This is a genomic window from Pseudoalteromonas sp. TB51, assembly GCF_000498055.1.
GTDB lineage: Bacteria > Pseudomonadota > Gammaproteobacteria > Enterobacterales > Alteromonadaceae > Pseudoalteromonas > Pseudoalteromonas atlantica.
Window position 1 is genome coordinate 1 of the sequence record NZ_AUTO01000124.1, and the last position, 19395, is coordinate 19395.

The 19395-nt window shown below is 41.3% G+C and carries 17 protein-coding genes and 5 tRNA genes; 7 read left to right on the forward strand and 15 right to left on the reverse strand.

Annotated elements, in window-relative coordinates:
- Together L650_RS0106190 and L650_RS0106195 are read left to right on the forward strand one after the other, a co-directional pair.
- Window positions 1-803 (forward strand): oligopeptide/dipeptide ABC transporter ATP-binding protein (locus L650_RS0106190; protein WP_029772553.1); only part of this gene is annotated, 803 nt, incomplete at its 5' end.
- Window positions 803-1564, forward strand: coding sequence for an ATP-binding cassette domain-containing protein (locus L650_RS0106195; protein ID WP_004586900.1), 762 nt, complete (start codon window positions 803-805; stop codon window positions 1562-1564). The genes L650_RS0106190 and L650_RS0106195, both read left to right, overlap by 1 nt.
- 114 nt (window positions 1565-1678) lie before the next feature.
- Here L650_RS0106195 and L650_RS0106200 read toward each other — a convergent pair whose 3' ends face one another.
- From L650_RS0106200 to L650_RS0106255, 11 genes are all read right to left on the reverse strand, one after another.
- Window positions 1679-3580 (reverse strand): SurA N-terminal domain-containing protein, encoded by a 1902-nt coding sequence (locus tag L650_RS0106200; protein WP_024033800.1) that lies wholly within the window; start codon window positions 3578-3580, stop codon window positions 1679-1681.
- Between the two features lie 172 nt (window positions 3581-3752).
- Window positions 3753-4052: an HU family DNA-binding protein gene (locus L650_RS0106205; RefSeq protein WP_286247754.1), complete on the reverse strand. Its 300-nt coding sequence runs from the start codon at window positions 4050-4052 to the stop codon at window positions 3753-3755.
- 183 nt (window positions 4053-4235) lie between these two features.
- Window positions 4236-6596, reverse strand: coding sequence for an endopeptidase La (lon, locus tag L650_RS0106210; protein ID WP_029772555.1), 2361 nt, complete (start codon window positions 6594-6596; stop codon window positions 4236-4238).
- A gap of 150 nt (window positions 6597-6746) precedes the next feature.
- Window positions 6747-8030, reverse strand: a complete 1284-nt coding sequence (clpX, locus tag L650_RS0106215) for an ATP-dependent protease ATP-binding subunit ClpX (protein ID WP_004586896.1) — start codon at window positions 8028-8030, stop codon at window positions 6747-6749.
- 135 nt (window positions 8031-8165) lie between these two features.
- On the reverse strand, window positions 8166-8783 hold the full coding sequence (gene clpP, locus L650_RS0106225; protein ID WP_024033798.1) for an ATP-dependent Clp endopeptidase proteolytic subunit ClpP: 618 nt from the start codon (window positions 8781-8783) through the stop codon (window positions 8166-8168).
- Between the two features lie 160 nt (window positions 8784-8943).
- A complete protein-coding gene (gene tig, locus L650_RS0106230) occupies window positions 8944-10251 on the reverse strand; it encodes a trigger factor (protein ID WP_029772556.1) in 1308 nt (435 codons plus the stop codon).
- A gap of 355 nt (window positions 10252-10606) precedes the next feature.
- Window positions 10607-10683: transfer RNA gene (locus L650_RS0106235), tRNA-Pro, on the reverse strand.
- 51 nt (window positions 10684-10734) lie between these two features.
- Window positions 10735-10811, reverse strand: a tRNA-Pro gene (locus tag L650_RS0106240).
- A 15-nt stretch (window positions 10812-10826) separates the two neighbouring features.
- Window positions 10827-10902, reverse strand: a tRNA-His gene (locus L650_RS0106245).
- A 24-nt stretch (window positions 10903-10926) separates the two neighbouring features.
- Window positions 10927-11003, reverse strand: a tRNA-Arg gene (locus L650_RS0106250).
- Between the two features lie 54 nt (window positions 11004-11057).
- Window positions 11058-11134, reverse strand: a tRNA-Pro gene (locus tag L650_RS0106255).
- 341 nt (window positions 11135-11475) lie between these two features.
- On the opposite strand from L650_RS0106255, the gene folD reads away from it, so the two are divergent.
- Window positions 11476-12330 carry a bifunctional methylenetetrahydrofolate dehydrogenase/methenyltetrahydrofolate cyclohydrolase FolD gene (gene folD / locus L650_RS0106265; protein ID WP_029772557.1) on the forward strand — a complete coding sequence of 285 codons (855 nt, stop codon included), beginning with the start codon at window positions 11476-11478 and terminating at the stop codon, window positions 12328-12330.
- Window positions 12331-12402: 72 nt separating this feature from the next.
- On the opposite strand, the gene cysS is transcribed toward folD, so the two are convergent.
- A complete protein-coding gene (gene cysS / locus L650_RS0106270; RefSeq protein ID WP_029772558.1) occupies window positions 12403-13782 on the reverse strand; it encodes a cysteine--tRNA ligase in 1380 nt (459 codons plus the stop codon).
- A 100-nt stretch (window positions 13783-13882) separates the two neighbouring features.
- Window positions 13883-14053 carry a hypothetical protein gene (locus tag L650_RS24820; protein ID WP_411157019.1) on the reverse strand — a complete coding sequence of 57 codons (171 nt, stop codon included), beginning with the start codon at window positions 14051-14053 and terminating at the stop codon, window positions 13883-13885.
- A 142-nt stretch (window positions 14054-14195) separates the two neighbouring features.
- Between L650_RS24820 and L650_RS0106275 the strand changes: the two genes are divergently transcribed.
- From L650_RS0106275 to L650_RS0106285, 3 genes are all read left to right on the forward strand, one after another.
- A complete protein-coding gene (locus tag L650_RS0106275; RefSeq protein ID WP_024032242.1) occupies window positions 14196-14687 on the forward strand; it encodes a peptidylprolyl isomerase in 492 nt (163 codons plus the stop codon).
- Between the two features lie 84 nt (window positions 14688-14771).
- Entirely contained in the window at window positions 14772-15509 is a 738-nt protein-coding gene (locus L650_RS0106280; RefSeq protein WP_029772560.1) for a UDP-2,3-diacylglucosamine diphosphatase, read from the forward strand.
- Between the two features lie 52 nt (window positions 15510-15561).
- Window positions 15562-16362: a substrate-binding periplasmic protein gene (locus L650_RS0106285; protein ID WP_004586889.1), complete on the forward strand. Its 801-nt coding sequence runs from the start codon at window positions 15562-15564 to the stop codon at window positions 16360-16362.
- 32 nt (window positions 16363-16394) lie between these two features.
- On the opposite strand, the gene miaE is transcribed toward L650_RS0106285, so the two are convergent.
- Window positions 16395-17165, reverse strand: a complete 771-nt coding sequence (miaE, locus tag L650_RS0106290; RefSeq protein ID WP_004586888.1) for a tRNA isopentenyl-2-thiomethyl-A-37 hydroxylase MiaE — start codon at window positions 17163-17165, stop codon at window positions 16395-16397.
- 215 nt (window positions 17166-17380) lie between these two features.
- On the opposite strand from miaE, the gene L650_RS0106295 reads away from it, so the two are divergent.
- The gene (locus L650_RS0106295) at window positions 17381-17980 is read left to right on the forward strand and encodes a Yip1 family protein (protein ID WP_004586887.1); all 600 of its coding nucleotides are present in this window, start codon (window positions 17381-17383) and stop codon (window positions 17978-17980) included.
- A 99-nt stretch (window positions 17981-18079) separates the two neighbouring features.
- Here L650_RS0106295 and purF read toward each other — a convergent pair.
- On the reverse strand, window positions 18080-19395 hold a 1316-nt coding region (purF, locus tag L650_RS0106300), incomplete at its 5' end, for an amidophosphoribosyltransferase (protein ID WP_029772562.1).

The following is a 19395-nucleotide window of genomic DNA, read 5'->3' on the forward strand; positions in this document are numbered from 1 at the left end:
CAGCCGATAGAATGCATTGGCGCGGTGTTGATTTAATGCGCTTAACCCCAGAGCAACGCAGAAAAACAGTCAGCCAAGACATTGCGATGATTTACCAAGACCCTAGCCGCTGCCTTGACCCGACCGCTAAAATATTTGACCAAATAGCCGAAACACTGCCTGAAACATCCACTAAAGGCTTTTTTTTAAAGCGCAATAGAGAACGTAAAGACCGCGTAAAAGCACTTATCCATAAAGTGGGTATTAAAAACCACGATGCTGTGCTTGATAGTTACCCGCACGAGCTCTCAGAAGGCGTGTGCCAAAAGGTCATGATTGCCATGGCCATAGCGCGCACTCCTAAGCTACTAATTGCTGATGAGCCGACTACAGCGCTTGAAAGCACCACCCGTGCACAGGTATTTAGGTTGCTAAAAAGCTTAAATCAATTAAAAAATATGTCTATTTTGATGATTTCTCATGAGCTTGAAGAAATAGCCGACTGGTCGCACGGTATTCATGTTTTATATTGTGGGCAAATGGTTGAAGCCGGCCCTACACAACGTATTTTTCGCCAGCCTCGCCACCCTTACACGCAAGCGTTATTAAAAAGCTTACCCAATTATGAGCAAGGCTTAGCACACAAAGAACCCTTTTATGCACTTAAAGGCACTATCCCTACTTTGCAACATTTACCTATAGGTTGTCGATTAGGCCCACGCTGCCCTCAAGCACAAAAAGAATGTGTAATTACCCCTGCACTTACTAAGCACCATGGGCACAGCTATGCGTGTCATTTTCCGCTTATTAAGGAGATGAAGTAATGCAACCGGTATTAAAAGTACAAGCGCTTTGTAAAACCTTTAACATACGTGCCGGTTTATTTAGCCGCAAAAAATTTGAGGTACTAAAAAATATCTCTTTTTGTGTGGGCAAAGGCGAAACAATCGCAGTAATCGGTGAAACCGGTGCGGGTAAAAGTACACTCGCTAAATTACTCGCAGGGGCAGATAGCGCCGACAGTGGGCAAATTTTATTAGAAAGTAATATTATTGAGGATGACGGCGTGCGCGATGATCAATGTCGACATATCCGCATGATATTCCAAGACTCCGCTGCCTCGCTCAATCCGGGTCTCACCATAGGTGATATGCTAGATGATTGCTTGCAGTATAATACCGATTCAGACCAACTGGCTCGCCAAGAAAAAATAGATGCCACGCTTTCTAAAGTGGGACTGCTAATCGATCATCAACATTATTACCCTCACATGTTTAGTGTAGGCCAATTGCAGCGTGTAGCGTTGGCGCGGGCGCTCATTTTAGACCCTAAAGTGGTGGTGCTTGATGAAGCGCTGTCGGCTTTAGATCCCTCCGTTCGTGCGCAAACAGTTAACTTATTACTTAAGCTGCAAAAAGAAACCGGTTTAACTTATGTACTCATTACGCACCATTTAAGTTTAGTGCGCCATATCAGCGATCAGCTAGTAGTGCTTGAAAAAGGTGAGGTAGTAGAATATGGGCGTACTGAAGAGGTGTTTCAAAATCCGCAATCAAAAGTAACACAGCGCTTAATTTGCTGTTAATACTAAGCTTATATTTATAAAACAATACTGCCTAATCATTTTACTAAGCACATTGAAGTTATAAAAAAGGCGCGTTACTTATAAAGTAGCGCGCCTTTTTTTAATGTATCGCGATTATTCTGCTGCTTGCTCTACCACAGGTAGATTTAGCTCAGCTTTAGCCTTTAAAGACTCAATAAACGCTAAGTAGTTTTTGTTAGCTTGCGCCATAGTAATGTTTTGCTGTACTTGCGGGTCGATATTTGCGGTTACTTGCGCATCGCTTACCGATTTAAGTGCAACAATTGCCGCATCACCGTTGTTTAAATCAACCACGTCTGTGCTTGGTGTATCATTAGGACGAGGCATTTTAAACGCTTGCGTTACAATAGCAGGCGAAACCGTGTAGCTTTGACGCGTTAAGCTCGCTTCTTCACGTACCGTTAGGTTTTGCTCACTGGCCACATCGCTTAGCGTTTTACCTGCTTGGACTTGTGCAAATAACTCACGTGCTTTTTCTTTAGCAAGTGTTGATGCTTTTTCATTAACTAAACGTGTTTTGATTTGCTCACTCACTTGCGCAAGCGGTTTAGTTGCAGATGGCTCATATTTATTTACACGTACTACAATAACGTGCTCATCACCTAGCTCAATCACTTCTGAGTTTACTTTATCTTCAAGTAATTCTACTGAGAACAACTGAGAAATTACCGCAGGTGTATTAAGTGGCTCTGGCAATGCATTACGTGCAACAAGTGGCGTGGTTTTAACTTCAACGTCTGCCACTTCTGCAGCATCGTCTAAACGGTCAGAAATCTCAAATGCTAAGGCACCCATTTCTGTTTGCTTTTCGTAAAACGCATCTACTTTTTCAGTTTGCTCAAGCTCTGCACGTAAGTCGGCTTTTACGTCGTCATACGCTTTCACTTGCTCTGGCTGTAAGTCAGTAAGTTTAATAATGTGATAACCAAACTCTGATGCTACAACTTCTGAAATATCACCTTTGTTTTGAAGCGCAAATGCAGCATCTTCAAAAGCTGGGTCCATTACATCGCGCTCAATCCACTCTAGGTCGCCGCCCATTTCGCCACTCACAACATCATCAGATGATGACTCTGCAAGCTGTGCAAAATCAGCACCTTGCTCTAACTGCTCATGTAATGCGTTGGCTTTTTCAAGCGCGGCATCATCATCTTCGCTGTTATCAATTAAAATGTGCGATACACGGCGTTTTTCAGGCTCGATGTATTGTGCTTTATTTTGCTCATAATACGCTTTTACGTCGTCTTCTGTTACCGACTCTACGGTGATATCTTGTGCTTTAAGCTCAATGTAATCAACCGATACACGCTCTGGCGATAAAAATTGTGATGCGTTTAGCTCGTAGTAATCAGCAATTTCTTGCTCAGATACGTCTACGTTTGCTTGTAACGCTTCTTTGCTTAACACAAGGTAGTCTATGCTACGCGTTTGCTGCTGCAGGGCTGCAGCGCGTTTAAGCTCGTTTTCAAGTGCAAACTCAGTACCAGCAACCGCAGACACTAATTGGCTGCGTGTCATGTCTTTACGTAAGTACTCACGAAAAGCATCTGGTTGAAAGTTCATTTGACGAATTACTTGTAGGTAACGGTCGTTATTGAATTTTTCACCAATTTGAAAGTACGGTAGTTCTAAAATTGTTTTACGTACGCTGTCGTCGCTTACGCGAAGGCCTAAATCTGCCGCTAATTGTGATTGCAATTCTTGTTGTACTAAGCGGTCAATTACACCTTGACGAATTTGCGCCATGTAATTTGGATCTGCACTGATTTGTGCAAAGTATTCGCCAAATTGTTGCTCTAAACGGCTACGTTCGTTTTGATAAGCACGATTAAATTCGGTTTGGCTAATTTTAATTCCATTTACTTCAGCAACGGGTTGTTCTGGGGTTTGACCTAAGTAACTACCGATCCCTGCTAAGGCAAAAGATAAAATCACCGCGCCTAAAATTATTTTGGCTACAGGACCCTGTGAGCCCTCTCTGATTTTCTCAAGCATTTGTTTATCTCTTATTGATCAAGGTATTTTACCTTGTCATATGTAAAAAAAGCGTATCTTACCAGATACGCTTTTTCACTTGAAGTAACTGGCGGTGAAGTTACTTAATTCATCGATTAGGATAATTAAGTTTATATACACTCGCCATAACTAATCTGTATTTAAACAGTGATTAGTTTACTGCGTCTTTCAGCGCTTTACCGGCTTTGAAAGAAGGAATATTTGCCGCAGCGATTTGGATAGTTTCACCAGTTTGTGGGTTACGGCCTGAACGAGCAGCACGCTCGCGTACTGAGAAAGTACCAAAACCTACAAGTGCAACTGAATCGCCATCTTTAAGCGCTCCAGATACAGACTCGATGAATGAATCTAGTGCACGACCTGCAGCCGCTTTAGAAATGTCAGCGTCAGCTGCGATTTGATCGATTAATTGAGATTTATTCACAATATCATCCTCTTTCATTGTTATTATCAAGAGCGATTGTTTTTTAAACTAACATCACTTTTTTGAAAATTTTAGAGCAAACTTTTAATGCTCACATGATTATATTTTTCTTAAGCCTAGGCCCCATAAGGGCTAGGCTCGAAAACCAGTGCTTAACTTATCATACCGATTAGATTTGAAAAGCCCTTTAAAGCACTTTTTTTGGGTTTTTTATTGGTTTTTCGGTGTTTCGACTGAAAAACTCTCAACAGGATGCACTAAAGCTAACTTTAATACTTCATCAATCCATGTAACTGGGTGAACATCTAAGCCTGCCAGTACGTTATCTGGGATCTCTTTTAAGTCACGTTCGTTAATTTTAGGAATGATGACTGTTTTAATTCCACCACGGTGTGCAGCAAGTAGTTTCTCTTTTAAGCCACCAATAGGCAGTACTTCACCGCGCAGTGTTATTTCACCTGTCATTGCTACATCGGCTTTAACGGGGTTACCTGTTAAGCTCGATACTAAACCCGTTACCATTGCTGCACCGGCGCTTGGGCCATCTTTAGGGGTCGCGCCCTCTGGTACATGCACATGAATGTCGCGTTTTTCGTAAAAATCGTTATTAATACGGAACGTATCAGCACGATTACGAACCACCGTCATGGCCGCTTGTATCGACTCTTGCATTACATCGCCCAGTGAGCCTGTGTAGCTTAGCTTGCCTTTACCTGGCACAGCCGCACATTCAATGGTCAGTAAATCGCCGCCTACTTCGGTCCACGCTAAGCCTGTTACCTGACCAATGCGATCGCCGTCTTCAGCTTTACCGTAGTCGTAGCGCTGTACCCCTAAAAACTCTTCTAGGTTATCTTGATTGACAGTGACTGTTTTAGTCTCTTTATCAAGTAAGATATTTTTAACGGCTTTACGACATAGTTTAGATACTTCGCGCTCTAAATTACGTACGCCCGCTTCACGCGTGTAGTAACGAATAATGCCAATAATTGCACTGTCTTCTATTACTAGCTCAGAAGGTTTTAAACCATTGCGTTTAACTTGCTTAGTAATTAAGTGCTCTTTTGCAATGTTTAGCTTTTCATCTTCGGTGTAACCCGATAAGCGAATAACTTCCATTCTGTCCAATAATGGACCAGGAATATTAAAGCTGTTTGATGTTGCTACAAACATTACATCCGATAAATCGTAATCAACTTCTAAGTAGTGATCAGCAAAGTGGCTGTTTTGCTCCGGATCGAGCACCTCTAATAGTGCTGATGCTGGGTCGCCGCGCATATCAGATGACATTTTGTCGATTTCATCTAACAAGAATAATGGGTTTTTAACGCCCACTTTTGTCATGTTTTGAATCAGCTTGCCTGGCATAGAGCCAATGTAAGTACGACGATGGCCACGAATTTCAGCTTCGTCACGTACACCACCTAACGCCATACGAACATATTTACGACCCGTAGAGCGTGCAATAGACTGCCCTAGTGATGTTTTACCAACACCCGGTGGTCCTACTAAACATAAAATAGGCCCTTTAAGCTTATTAGTACGTTGTTGCACCGCGAGGTATTCAATTATGCGTTCTTTAACTTTATCTAAGCCATGGTGATCGCTATCAAGAATTTTTTGCGCGCCTGCTAAGTCTTTTTTCACTTTAGAGCGTTTTTTCCATGGTACGTTAATTAACGTATCAATGTATGAACGCACTACAGTGGCCTCTGCAGACATTGGCGACATCATTTTAAGCTTATTAAGCTCAGCTGATGCTTTTTCTTTCGCTTCTTCTGGCATACCTGATTCTTCAATACGCTTTTTAAGCGCTTCAAATTCGTCAGGTACATCATCAAGCTCACCAAGTTCTTTTTGAATGGCTTTCATTTGCTCGTTGAGGTAGTACTCGCGCTGAGATTTTTCCATCTGCTTTTTCACGCGGGTACGAATTTTTTTCTCAACTTGCAATAAGTCTATCTCACCTTCCATCAGTGCCATTAAGTATTCTAAGCGCTCTGTAACGCTTGAAATTTCTAACACTTTTTGTTTTTCAGGCACTTTTAAGGGCATATGCGCTGCCATTGTATCGGCAAGGCGTGCTGGCTCATCAATACCTGAAACAGAGGTTAATACCTCAGGTGGAATTTTTTTATTAAGTTTTACATAGCCTTCAAACTGGCTAACAGCGCTGCGGATGAAAATATCTTGCTCTTGCTCATCCACTGAATCAGATTCGATGAACTGAGCATTCGCTACAAAAAACTCATCGTTATCTACAAATTCTTCAATTTGTGCGCGCTGCGTACCTTCAACTAAAACTTTAACTGTACCGTCTGGTAACTTTAATAACTGAAGTACAGTAGCAATAGTACCGATACGGTAAATATCGTCTTGCTCAGGTTCGTCTACAGTTGCATCTTTTTGTGCAACCAAGAAAATTTGTTTGTCTTTATCCATTGCCGCTTCGAGGCATTTTATTGATTTTTCACGGCCTACAAAAAGCGGGATCACCATGTGCGGATATACCACAACATCGCGCAGTGCTAACACTGGGATTTCGACTCGATCGGTTCTCTCAAGCGTCATTATAGTTTCTCTTCGCACTTCATTTATTTAAAAGATTACTCAAGTATATGGGGATAATCTAATTAAAGTTCAACAATTTTCCTCAACTCGTTCAAATTAATTATAAAAAAAGGAGCCTAAGGCTCCTTTTTTATACAAATAGCTTAAAAACTACTCTGATGCAGCTTTATCTTGATTATTGTTTTCATAAATCAAGATTGGGTCAGATTCACCTTTAATCACGGTTTCATCTATAACCACTTTGCTTACATCATCCATTGATGGCAGCTCATACATAGTATCAAGCAGTACGCCTTCAACAATTGAGCGAAGTCCGCGAGCACCTGTTTTACGCTCCATTGCTTTGTGAGCAATAGCGCTTAGTGCATCATCACGGAACTCTAATTCAACGTCTTCCATACCAAACAATACAGAGAACTGTTTAGTAATGGCGTTTTTAGGTTCACTTAATATTTGTACAAGTGCCGCTTCATCAAGCTCAGTTAATGTAGCAACAACAGGTAAACGACCAATAAACTCAGGAATTAAGCCGTACTTAACTAAATCTTCTGGCTCTACGTCTTTAAATGTTTCGCTTAAAGAGCGGCTCGACGCTGACTCTTTAACGTTAACACCAAAGCCAATTCCGGTATTTTTATGGCTACGCTGTTCGATTACTTTATCTAGGCCTGCAAAGGCACCACCACAGATAAATAAAATCTTAGAGGTATCAACCTGTAAAAACTCTTGCTGCGGGTGCTTACGACCACCTTGTGGTGGGACTGAGGCAACCGTGCCTTCAATTAGTTTAAGCAGCGCTTGTTGTACGCCCTCACCCGACACGTCACGTGTAATAGATGGGTTATCTGATTTACGCGAAATTTTGTCAATTTCATCAATGTAAACAATACCACGTTGCGCTTTTTCTACGTCGTAGTCACATTTTTGTAGCAGTTTTTGAATGATGTTTTCTACATCTTCACCTACATAACCGGCTTCGGTTAGTGTAGTTGCATCTGCCATAGTAAACGGTACATCAAGTAAACGCGCAAGTGTTTCTGCCAGTAATGTTTTACCACTACCTGTAGGGCCAATAAGCAAAATGTTACTTTTACCTAGTTCCACTTCTTGCTTTGTAGATTGGTTACGTAGGCGCTTATAGTGATTGTATACCGCTACAGACAATACTTTTTTAGCATGGTCTTGACCAATTACGTAGTCATCTAAGTGATTACGAATTTCTTTTGGCACAGGTAGTTTATCAGACGAATTATGCTTAGGAGCAATGTCTTTGATTTCTTCCCTGATAATATCGTTACACAGCTCTACACATTCATCACAAATGTATACTGAAGGACCTGCAATTAATTTACGCACTTCGTGTTGGCTTTTGCCACAAAAAGAGCAGTATAACAATTTATTACTTTTGTCGCCGTCTGTAGGAGTGTCAGACATTCAGCTACCTCTTTTATACGTTGGCTGCCAAATAAGGTTGGCAACTATTTCAAATTCGCTTTTAACTATACCAAAATTTACTGGTTTTCGCATAGTAACTCAAAGTGGCAAGCAATTATTTGCTTGCCTACACGCTTACTTGCTTTCGCGATTTGTAAACACTGAGTCAACCAGGCCGTAATCTACAGCTTGTGATGCACTCATAAAGTTATCACGGTCAGTATCGCGTGAAATAACATCTAATGGCTGGCCTGTATGCTCTGCCATTAAGCGGTTAAGTTTGTCTTTAATAGACAGAATTTCTTTTGCGTGTATTTCAAAGTCAGATGCTTGACCTTGGAAACCACCTAACGGTTGGTGAATCATTACACGTGAGTTTGGTAAACAAAAACGCTTACCTTTAGCGCCAGCAGTAAGCAAAAATGCGCCCATGCTTGCCGCTTGGCCAACACAAATTGTACTTACATCTGGTTTGATGAAGTTCATTGTATCGTAAATTGCCATACCAGCGGTTACCGAACCACCTGGTGAATTAATATATAAAAAGATATCTTTTTCAGGGTTCTCTGATTCTAAAAATAGCATTTGCGCTAAAATTAGGTTTGCCATGTTGTCTTCAACTTGGCCCGTTAAAAAGATAATTCGCTCTTTTAATAGACGCGAATAAATGTCATACGAGCGCTCACCTTTAGCTGTTTGTTCAACAACCATAGGGACTAATGCATTTAGGGGATCTGTCATACCAGTGTTCATACTTTTTTAATTCCTTATGCGCTTATGCTTTTTCTTACTAAAGGAAGCATAGTTATCATTTTTCGCAAATTATGGGGCACAAACTAAAATGGCCCGGGCACACTGCATAAACAGAGTAACACGAGCCATTTAATCGTTAGCGAGCGCTTAAGTCAATGACTTATTGAGCACCTTGCTGAGGATTCATGATGTCATCAAATGCTTTTTCAACGTCAGACACGTTTGCTTTAGCTAAAATAGCTTCAACAGCTTGCTCTTCCATTGCAACATTACGCATTTGCTGCATAAGTTGATCATTTGCTTTGTAGTATTCTACTACTTCAGTTGGATCTTCGTAAGCAGATGCAACTGTAGCAATTAATGCTTCAACTTTTTCATCATCAACTTTGATATCGTTTGCTTTGATCACTTCACCTAGTAATAGGCCAGTTTTAACGCGAGTTACAGCTTGCTCGTGGAACAATTCAGCTGGAAGCTCAGGCATGTTTTTAGCGTCGCCACCAAAACGTTGAGCTGCTTGCTGACGTAATGCGTCAACTTCTTGATCAATAAGTGCTTTAGGCACTTCGATTTCGTTGTTTTCTAAAAGACCTTTAATCGCTTGGTCTTTCACGTTAGCTTTAACCGCTTGGTCTAGCTCACGTGTCATGTTCTTTTTAACTTCTTCTTTAAGCGCGTCTACGCCGCCTTCGGTAACACCGAACTTAGTTGCAAACTCTTCGCTTAATTCAGGTAGCTCTTGTGCTTCAACTTTTTTCACTGTGATAGTGAATTGAGCCGCTTTACCTTTCAGGTTTTCAGCGTGGTAATCTTCAGGGAAAGTTACATCAGCAACTACTTCTTCGCCTGCTTTTTTACCAACGATGTTGTCTTCAAAACCTGGGATCATACGACCTTGGCCAAGCTCAAGTGGGAAGTCTTCAGCTTTGCCGCCTTCAAACTCTTCACCGTCGATAGTACCTACGAAATCAACTGTTACACGGTCGTTTTCGCCAGCAGCTGCGTCAACATCAGCCCAAGAAGCGTGTTGCTTACGAAGTGTTTCTAGCATGTTTGCTAAATCTTCGTCAGTTACTGTTACCGCTGGTTTTTCTACTGCAATTTTGTCTAAACCTTGAACTTCAACTTCAGGGTATACTTCAAACGTTGCTGTAAACTCTAAATCTTTACCTGCTTCAAGTGATTTAGGTGCAAATGATGGTGCGCCAGCAGGGTTAATTTTTTCAGCAACAATTGCTTCAATGTAGTTACGCTGCATTACTTCGCCAGCTACTTCTTGACGAACCGCAGGTCCAAAACGCTTGTTAATTACTGAAACTGGTACTTTACCAGCACGGAAGCCATCGATACGCTGCGTTTTTGACAGTTGTTGTAAGCGTTTTTTTACTTCGGTCTCAACGTTCTCTGCAGGAACGGTGATGGTCAGACGGCGCTCAAGGCCTTGAGTCGTCTCAACAGAAACTTGCATGATTTACCTCAATATTCAATTTTGGCGACTGTTCGCCTTCCTTACAAACAAAGTAATCTTCATGAGTCTTGATAAATTTTAAAGCGATTTTTCACTAAAAAGCATCCGTCACTACCATGAGATCCCATTGCTGCTCTGCCCTTCGGGCACTATGTTAAACAATAGACGCGGCATTATAACCTAATAATTATGATAGTCGAGTGTAGGGGGCAATTATTTGGACTAGTTTAGCTACGATCGAGACCAACTGCGTAAAAAACAGACTAACTGGTTCGTTAAAGCGATATTTTAGTAGGAAGTAAATAGAAGTTATTGTTGAGTGATTACTCGTTTACTTTCTTTAAGGTTAAGAAAGTGGTCGGCGATGCAGGATTTGAACCTGCGACCCCTTGGACCCAAACCAAGTGCGCTACCAAACTGCGCTAATCGCCGATAATAGTGTTGAATACTTAAATGTTGAATTTAAGACCACTTATGAGAAAGTGGTCGGCGATGCAGGATTTGAACCTGCGACCCCTTGGACCCAAACCAAGTGCGCTACCAAACTGCGCTAATCGCCGATACTCGAAGTAAATTGGGGTGACTGATGGGGCTCGAACCCACGACAACCGGAATCACAATCCGGGGCTCTACCAACTGAGCTACAATCACCACGGTATTTACTTTGTTTTCAAATGGCGCACCCGGAAGGATTCGAACCTTCGACCAACGCCTTAGAAGGGCGTTGCTCTATCCAGCTGAGCTACGGGCGCATCGAAAACTTCATAGTTTGCCTGTAAGCTATTCTATTATAAAAATAAAAGAAGTGGTCGGCGATGCAGGATTTGAACCTGCGACCCCTTGGACCCAAACCAAGTGCGCTACCAAACTGCGCTAATCGCCGATGCTTACGATTGCCTGCGAGTGACCTCGTTGACAACGGGGTGCATAATAGTGATTTGCCTGGGAGAGGTCAAACGTTTTTTGCATAAAATAAATCAATCGGTCATTTTTAGTTCACAATGGTTAAATATTGCAAAACTAAGCTGAAATTTAGACGCTTTTTTTGAAAACACCGGTTTATAACCTAAAAGCAACTTGGCGCTTCGGGCCTTTTCTGCGAAAATAGCCTGCATATTAAAAAAGCATTAATAAAATTAATTTTTTGCATACACCCCTCTTTATATGCAGATGCTTTTAAAATATAAGTATCGAAGTTTATTTAACCCCAATTAAAGGTCCCCCATGACGGCAAACATCATTGATGGTAAGGCAATCGCAAAACAAGTACGTAGTGCAGTGGCTGAGCGCGTAAGCGAACGCGTTGCAAACGGTTTACGTGCACCCGGTTTAGCAGTAGTACTGGTAGGGCTTGACCCTGCAAGCCAAGTTTACGTTGGCTCCAAGCGTAAAGCGTGTGAAGAAGTAGGATTTATTTCAAAGTCATTTGATTTACCTGCGCAAACCAGCGAAGAAGAACTACTAGCATTAATTGATGAGCTAAATAACGATGGCGAAGTAGATGGTATTTTGGTGCAACTACCGCTACCTGAAGGCCTAGATGCAGAAAAGATTTTAGAACGTATTACACCACATAAAGATGTAGACGGTTTTCACCCTTACAATATTGGCCGCTTAGCGCAACGTATGCCGGCGCTGCGCCCATGTACACCCAAAGGGATTATTACCTTATTAGATTCAACGGGCGTGCGTTACAAAGGGATGCATGCGGTAGTTGTTGGTGCCTCTAATATTGTTGGCCGCCCTATGTCGCTTGAGTTATTACTTGCCGGTTGTACTACAACGGTATGTCACAAATTTACACAAGACTTAGAAACCCATGTGCGCCGCGCAGACTTATTAGTAGTGGCCGTAGGTAAACCTGAATTTATACCTGGTGAGTGGGTAAAAGAAGGTGCGATTGTGATTGATGTAGGTATTAACCGTTTAGATACAGGCAAGTTAGTGGGCGATGTTCAGTACAGTGTTGCAGAGCAAAAAGCTGATTTTATTACTCCTGTACCGGGTGGCGTTGGCCCAATGACTGTAGCAAGTTTAATTGAAAATACCCTCGAAGCATGTGAAAAATACCACAGTTAATTTAATGCCTTAGCATTAAAAAAGGGTTGCCAACTGGCAACCCTTTTTAGTTTAAAAGCTACTTTAACGCATTTACGCTTTACGCCATGTTGTTTTACCTGCTGAGTCTTCAAGCACGACACCGAGTGCATTAAGTGCATCACGTGCTTCATCTGCAGCGGCCCAATCTTTGTTTGCGCGCGCTTCATTACGTTTTACAATCAGCGCTTCGATAGTGGCCACTTCATCATCATCTTGCCCGCCTTGCAAAAACGATTCAGGTGCTTGCTGGGCAACACCAAGTACTTCACCTATGCTGCGTAGCACAAATGCTAATTGCCCTGCTTGCTGTGTATCGGTGTCTTTAACACGGTTTAGCTCTTTAGCCAGTTCAAATAAAACCGGTAACGCCTCTGGTGTATTAAAATCATCATTCATGGCTTTTCTAAATTTAGCCACGTACTCATTGTTTTCAATATCGCACGTTATTGGCTCAACACCACGAAGTGCTGTGTAAATACGTTCAAGCGATGAACGTGCTTGATCTAAATTCTCTTGCGAGTAATTTAGCTGGCTACGGTAATGCCCAGAGATTAAAAAGTAACGAACTGATTCAGCGTCATATGTTTTTAGTACCTCACGCACAGTAAAAAAGTTGTCTAATGATTTAGACATTTTTTCTTTATTTACTTGTACCATGCCTGTATGGATCCACGTATTTACATACTTACCATTGTTTGCACAGCATGATTGCGCAATTTCGTTTTCGTGATGCGGAAACTGTAAATCAGAGCCGCCACCGTGAATATCAAAATGCTCGCCTAAATGCTTTGAGCTCATTGCTGAACATTCTATATGCCAACCCGGACGCCCTTCTCCCCACGGAGATGACCATGAAGGTTCGCCTGCTTTTGCTTTTTTCCACAATACAAAATCAAGTGGATCGTCTTTATCCTGTGCAACCTCTACGCGAGAGCCTGCTTGGAGCATACTTAAATCTTGCTGCGATAGTGCGCCGTACTGCTCAAACGTAGAAACATCAAAAAGCACGTCGCCGTCGTTTGCTACGTACGCATGGCCTTTTGCAATTAAGCGCTCAACCATTTCGATAATTTCATCCATATGGTTTGTAACCGTAGGTTCAATATCTGGGCGCAGCATGTTTAGGCTATCAAAGTCTTCGTGCATGGCTTGGGTCATACGCAAAGTTAGCTCATTAATTGACTCGCCATTTTCGTTTGCGCGTTTGATTATTTTGTCATCTACGTCGGTAATATTACGTACGTATTTTAAGTCGTAACCAAGGTGGCGAAGGTAGCGGACAATAACATCAAACCCGACAAATGTACGCGCATGACCGATATGACAAAAATCATAAATGGTGATACCACACACATACATGTCGATTTTGCCTTCGACCATAGGTTTAAACTGCTCTTTTTGTCGCGTGAGTGTGTTGTATATTTGTACCATTTACTTTTAGTCCTTGACTGTTTGCTGAGTTGGCTATGTTAACACTTGAAAAGCCCCCGCTCTAGCGCTTTTTATACCCAAACCACCTCAATGCGCGTGTTTAAGTTGGAATCAAAACCAATTTTGGCGAGGTCTTGATTGTGTGTAATAGAGGTTCTGTTGTTAAAATTAATAACACTGTAAAAATCAGTTTTAAACCACTCTGTTTATTGCTTAACAGGCTCTTGTTCTGTGCGTGGTTATATATTGAGAGAAAATACCACAACGGCAAAATACCGCCTCGATATTAACCCCCTGTAAAACGCACAAGTATATACCTTGGGCAGCATTGGTTATATTGAACAAGCACTTTGTTTATCTTAGTTAACTAAGATAAAATAGCGCGACTAATTAAACCAGATATAGGAAACCACATGGTTGTTCTACACACTAACTTTGGTGACATCACCATTAAAATGTTTGAGCAAGAAGCTCCAAACACAGTTAAAAACTTTTTAGAGTACGCAAACTCAGGTTTTTACAACGGCACTATTTTTCACCGCGTAATTGACGGCTTTATGGTGCAAGGCGGTGGATTTGTACCTGGTATGGAACAAAAAGACGTTAACGACCCAATTCAAAACGAAGCAAATAATGGCTTATCTAATAAAGTAGGTACATTAGCAATGGCGCGTACGCCTGATCCACATTCAGCAACAGCCCAATTTTTTATTAACGTTAACGACAACGACTTTTTAAACCACAGCAGCGAAACTTCGCAAGGCTGGGGTTACTGTGTATTTGCTGAAGTAGTTGAAGGCATGGACGTAGTAAATAAAATTAAAGGTGTAGCAACAGGCAGCGCTGGTTTTCACCAAGACGTACCGCTTGAAAATGTAATCATCGAAAACGTTACTGTAAGCTAAACGTTTACTCATATACTGAGTAATTAAGCGGGCATGGTACATTATGTATGCGCCCGCTTTTATTTAACCTAACTAGATGCCTCTATGACTTCTCAAACCTACTTTATTGCAGACTTACACCTAAGTGAAAACCGCCCAGATATTAGCGAGGCCTTTTATCGCTTTATAAATACGCACATTATTGGTAAGCCCGTAGATGCACTGTATATTTTAGGTGATTTTTTTGAAGTATGGGTTGGGGATGACTACGTAACAGAATTGGCTAGTGAGGTAGCAAAGCATTTAAAAGCCGTTAAAGCTGGCGGTACACCAGTGTACTTTATACACGGTAATCGCGATTTTATTATGCGTGAGCAATACGCTAAACGCGCAGGTATGGTATTGCTAAACGAGCAAACGGTTATAGATTTATATGGCACTCCCACTGTTATTTTGCACGGTGATGAAATGTGTACCCAAGATATTGAGTATCAAAAGTTTCGTAAAAAAAGTCGCGGTTGGTGGTGGCCTAAATTAATGTTAGCAATGCCACTATGGTACAGAAAAAAAATTGCTCGCAATGCCAGAGAAAAAAGCAAATTAAGCCAAGCCGACAAACCCATAGAAATTTTAGACGTAGTAGATGACGCCGTACTAGCGATGTTTGCCAAGTATAATGTAAGCAACATGATACACGGCCACACCCACCGCCCTAACGTACACACTTACTCTGTAGGTAAGCAAACACTAACACGCACTGTGCTTGGTGATTGGTATACTCAAGGCTCATATTTAGTGGTTACTCCGCAAGGTCAAAAACTCATTAATACGCCCTTCGCATAATCTCAAATCCTGACTATTATTTAAGTACTTTTTGGTAATAGGATAAGGATATATGTATAAAGCTATTTATTGTTTGGTGCTTTGTTGCATTTTTTCCAAAGGGTATGCCTCAGAAAATTGGCAGCTCGTCGCCGAAAACTCCCCACCCTATATTGGTGAGCGCTTAATTGATAACGGCTGGGTTACTGCCTTAACTAAAGCGGCCTTAGCTAATCAAAATATTAATAACGACATCGAGTTTACCAGCTGGAACAGGGCGCTGGAGCTTACCAAAATAAATAAAAAAGATGCAATTTTAGGCGCTTTTTATACAAAGTCGCGTACTGATCTTTTTTATTATTCTCGCCCACTTGCTAACGTATACGTTGGACTATTTAAGCTCAAAGACAGACAAATAAACTATGACGGCAGTATGGACTCTTTACAGCCATACAGTATTTGTAAAGGCGTTGGCTACGCAGTAAGTGAAGTTTTTTCTGAAAGTAATGGCCTGGCCGTAACCTCAACTCGCGGGTTAATTAACAGTTTATATATGCTTCAAAAAGGACGAATAGACTTAGTAGCAGGCACTAAAGAAGTGGGTGAATACTGGTTAAAAAACACCGAAAAACTTAATGAACCCGGCGCGCCACAAGTTGAATATATTTCGCCCGATTTAGAGCATCATCAACTGCATGTTATGTTTCCAAAGTCTGACCCTGATGCAAAACAAAAAAGAGACGCGCTTGAACAAGGCTTTTCTACTATTTTATACAATGGCACCGCAAAAGAGCTATTAGTAAAACATGGCTTTTCTCAAAGCACGGCGCTTGAGCTCATAGACTTTATAGAAAGAAGTAGCACACCTAACTAACCGGTGTGCTTGAAGAGCTAAATAACACTGCTTTAATTAGTAACTAGTGCAGGAGCGCCACTGTGAAATTTAAAGTCTTCATCAGGGCTAGTGATCAAATCAGCCTCAATTTTACCAAAAAAGTCGACTCGCTCAGTAATATCAAAATCAGCAATTTCTTGTGCCAGTGTTAAGTAATCTTGATAATGGCGCGCCTCAGAGCGAAGCAATGAAATATAAAAATCGCCTAAGCGTTTATCAACATGTGGAGCAAGTGCAGCAAAACGCTCACATGAGCGAGCCTCAATATAAGCACCTACAATTAGTTTATCGACTAATGCATTAGGCTCAAACGTTTTAACGTTACGTAGCATCCCTTTAGCGTAACGACACGGTGTAATACTGCGGTACTCTACTCCATACTCGTCCATTATTTCGAGCACTTGGTAAAAGTGATGTAATTCTTCTTTTATTAGCATCACCATTTTATCTATTAAATCTTGCCCGTAAGGTGAGTTAGACTTTGGGATAATAGATTTTGTAAGTTTATTTTTAGCCGCTAAATCACGCCAATTACCTTCGCGTTTATAAATAAGTGTTTCAAAGGGCTTTAGCCATTCAAGTAATGCATCGCTGCTGTCTTTATCTACCGCGTACTTACGAATTAAAAACATTGCACTTTGCGCTGCTTTTAACTCACAAATTAAGTGATCGATTAAAATAATCGATAAATTTTCTTTTTTTACTGCCTCAATAACCCATTCATTTGGGGTTTCACACAATAAAAAATTATTAATAGGGGCTAAAAGTTCGCTATGTGGCACAGGGCTGCTCGTTACTTCAAATAATAAAAAGCCATTTTAACACGAAAAATAACGAAGAATAAAACGAGCTAAAACAACCTCTTTAAAATGTTAATAAGCAGTTAACTTGACTTTGTATATGAACTAAACCATAAATATAGGTGCTGTATAAAAAACAAACTAACTAAAACTAAATTATAACCAACAGTAATACGTTCCTTTTATGGAGTACCGCTATGATACTGAACCACCTGTGGGGCATTTATGCTCATCCACTCGAAGAATGGCAAACAATAGATAACCGCCACGAAAGCCTGACTTATAGCCTGTCGCATATTTTACTTATTGCATTATTTCCATCGATTATGGGGTATTACTCATCGGTGTATTTAGGCTGGAGTATTGGTGCGGGCAACCCAGTATTTTTAACACATGAAAGCGCACTGCTAATTGCCGTGGCTATGTATGGTGCGTTAATAGCCGGTGTGTTTGCACTGGCCTATTTAGCCCATTGGATGGCCGTTACATTTGGTGCTAAACCTACCTTTACACAAACGCTTGAACTTGCCGCTTATACTGCTACACCCGTGTTTATGTCGGCCTTAGCCGCTTTTTTACCTGAGCTGTGGTTTGTTGTTTGCGTAGGTATGATTGCCCTAGCCTACTCGGTGTACTTGCTTTATACAGGCGTGCCAATACTAATGCATATTCCACAAGAGCGCGGCTTTATTTATGCCAGCTCTGTTGTTACCTGCGGGCTAATTTTATTGGTAATAATTTTAGCTGTAACCGCAATACTTTGGACTAACGGCATTGTGAGTCCAATGTTTACCTAATCAACCACGTTGTTTGATATGAAGTGTTCCCTTTCTTTCCTTCGCAAAAAAGGAGCTAATTAGCTCCTTTTTTTATGTCTGATTATGTTTAATCACACATTAATCAGCTTCGTTGGCATCTTGATTGTGTATTTCAAGGCCTGATGACATGGCGTTTTCGCGGTTACTTTTAGCCGAGTCGTTACGCAATTGATCAATATGGTTTAAGTAATCTTGATCGATATCACCGGTAATGTATTGCCCATCAAATACAGAGGTTTCAAACTTAGTAATTTCTGGGTTTTCTTGGCTTACAGCGGCAATTAAATCGTTTAGCGATTGAAAAATTAAGCCATCAGCACTGATGCTTTGGTTAATGTCTTCAACTTCGCGGCCATGCGCAATAAGCTCTGCGGCAGATGGCATATCAATACCATACACATTAGGAAAACGAATTTCTGGTGCTGCTGAGGCAAAATACACATTTTTTGCTCCGGCTTCACGGGCCATTTCTACAATTTGTGCCGAGGTTGTACCGCGTACAATTGAATCATCAACCAGTAAAACGTTTTTACCTTTAAACTCACGGTCAATCGCATTTAGCTTTTGACGCACTGACTTTTTACGCATTTCTTGGCCAGGCATGATAAATGTACGACCAATATAACGGTTTTTAACAAAGCCTTGGCGGTAAGGTAAATCAAGCATGCGGGCAATTTCTAACGCCACATCGCATGAGGTTTCAGGAATTGGGATAACAACATCAATGTCTTTATCGCTCCACTCACGCGCAATTTTTTCACCCAGTTTAGTACCCATATTTACACGCGTTGCGTAAACCGACATACGATCGATGGTTGAATCTGGGCGAGCAAAATAAACAAACTCAAAAATACACGGCGCATAAGAAGCTTTTTCAGCACAGCTTTGTGAATGAAATTGGCCATCTTCAGTTACGTAAATCGCTTCACCTGGTGCAACGTCACGCACAAATTCAAAGCCGTCTGGCTTTAATGCTACGCTTTCTGAGGCAAACATGTACTCAGTGCCTTTAGGGGTTTCACGCTTACCAAATACCAAAGGACGGATACCATTAGGGTCACGAAATGCTAAAACACCGTGGCCAATAATCATCGCAATAGCGGCGTAGCCACCGGTTACTTTGTTGTTTACTTCGGTTACTGCAGTGAAGATGTCTTCAGCGTCTAAATGTAATTTGTCAGACTTACTTAGCTCATGTGCCATGATATTAAGTAGTATTTCTGAGTCAGACGTTGTATTAACGTGACGACGCGCTTCTGAGAACAGTTGCTGCTTTAGAGTTTCAGCATTGGTTAAATTACCATTGTGCGCAAGCGCAATACCGAATGGTGAATTAACATAAAACGGCTGCGCTTCAGATGAACTTGACGAGCCTGCAGTAGGGTAACGTACGT

Coding starts and splice junctions, on each gene's coding strand:
- folD (WP_029772557.1), top strand. CDS start 11,476: ATGACGGCAAACATCATTGATGGTAAGGCAATCGCAAAACAAGTACGT.
- cysS (WP_029772558.1), bottom strand. CDS start 13,782: ATGGTACAAATATACAACACACTCACGCGACAAAAAGAGCAGTTTAAA.
- clpP (WP_024033798.1), bottom strand. CDS start 8,783: ATGAACACTGGTATGACAGATCCCCTAAATGCATTAGTCCCTATGGTT.
- L650_RS0106275 (WP_024032242.1), top strand. CDS start 14,196: ATGGTTGTTCTACACACTAACTTTGGTGACATCACCATTAAAATGTTT.
- L650_RS0106280 (WP_029772560.1), top strand. CDS start 14,772: ATGACTTCTCAAACCTACTTTATTGCAGACTTACACCTAAGTGAAAAC.
- L650_RS0106295 (WP_004586887.1), top strand. CDS start 17,381: ATGATACTGAACCACCTGTGGGGCATTTATGCTCATCCACTCGAAGAA.
- lon (WP_029772555.1), bottom strand. CDS start 6,596: ATGACGCTTGAGAGAACCGATCGAGTCGAAATCCCAGTGTTAGCACTG.
- L650_RS0106200 (WP_024033800.1), bottom strand. CDS start 3,580: ATGCTTGAGAAAATCAGAGAGGGCTCACAGGGTCCTGTAGCCAAAATA.
- L650_RS0106195 (WP_004586900.1), top strand. CDS start 803: ATGCAACCGGTATTAAAAGTACAAGCGCTTTGTAAAACCTTTAACATA.
- L650_RS0106285 (WP_004586889.1), top strand. CDS start 15,562: ATGTATAAAGCTATTTATTGTTTGGTGCTTTGTTGCATTTTTTCCAAA.
- clpX (WP_004586896.1), bottom strand. CDS start 8,030: ATGTCTGACACTCCTACAGACGGCGACAAAAGTAATAAATTGTTATAC.
- tig (WP_029772556.1), bottom strand. CDS start 10,251: ATGCAAGTTTCTGTTGAGACGACTCAAGGCCTTGAGCGCCGTCTGACC.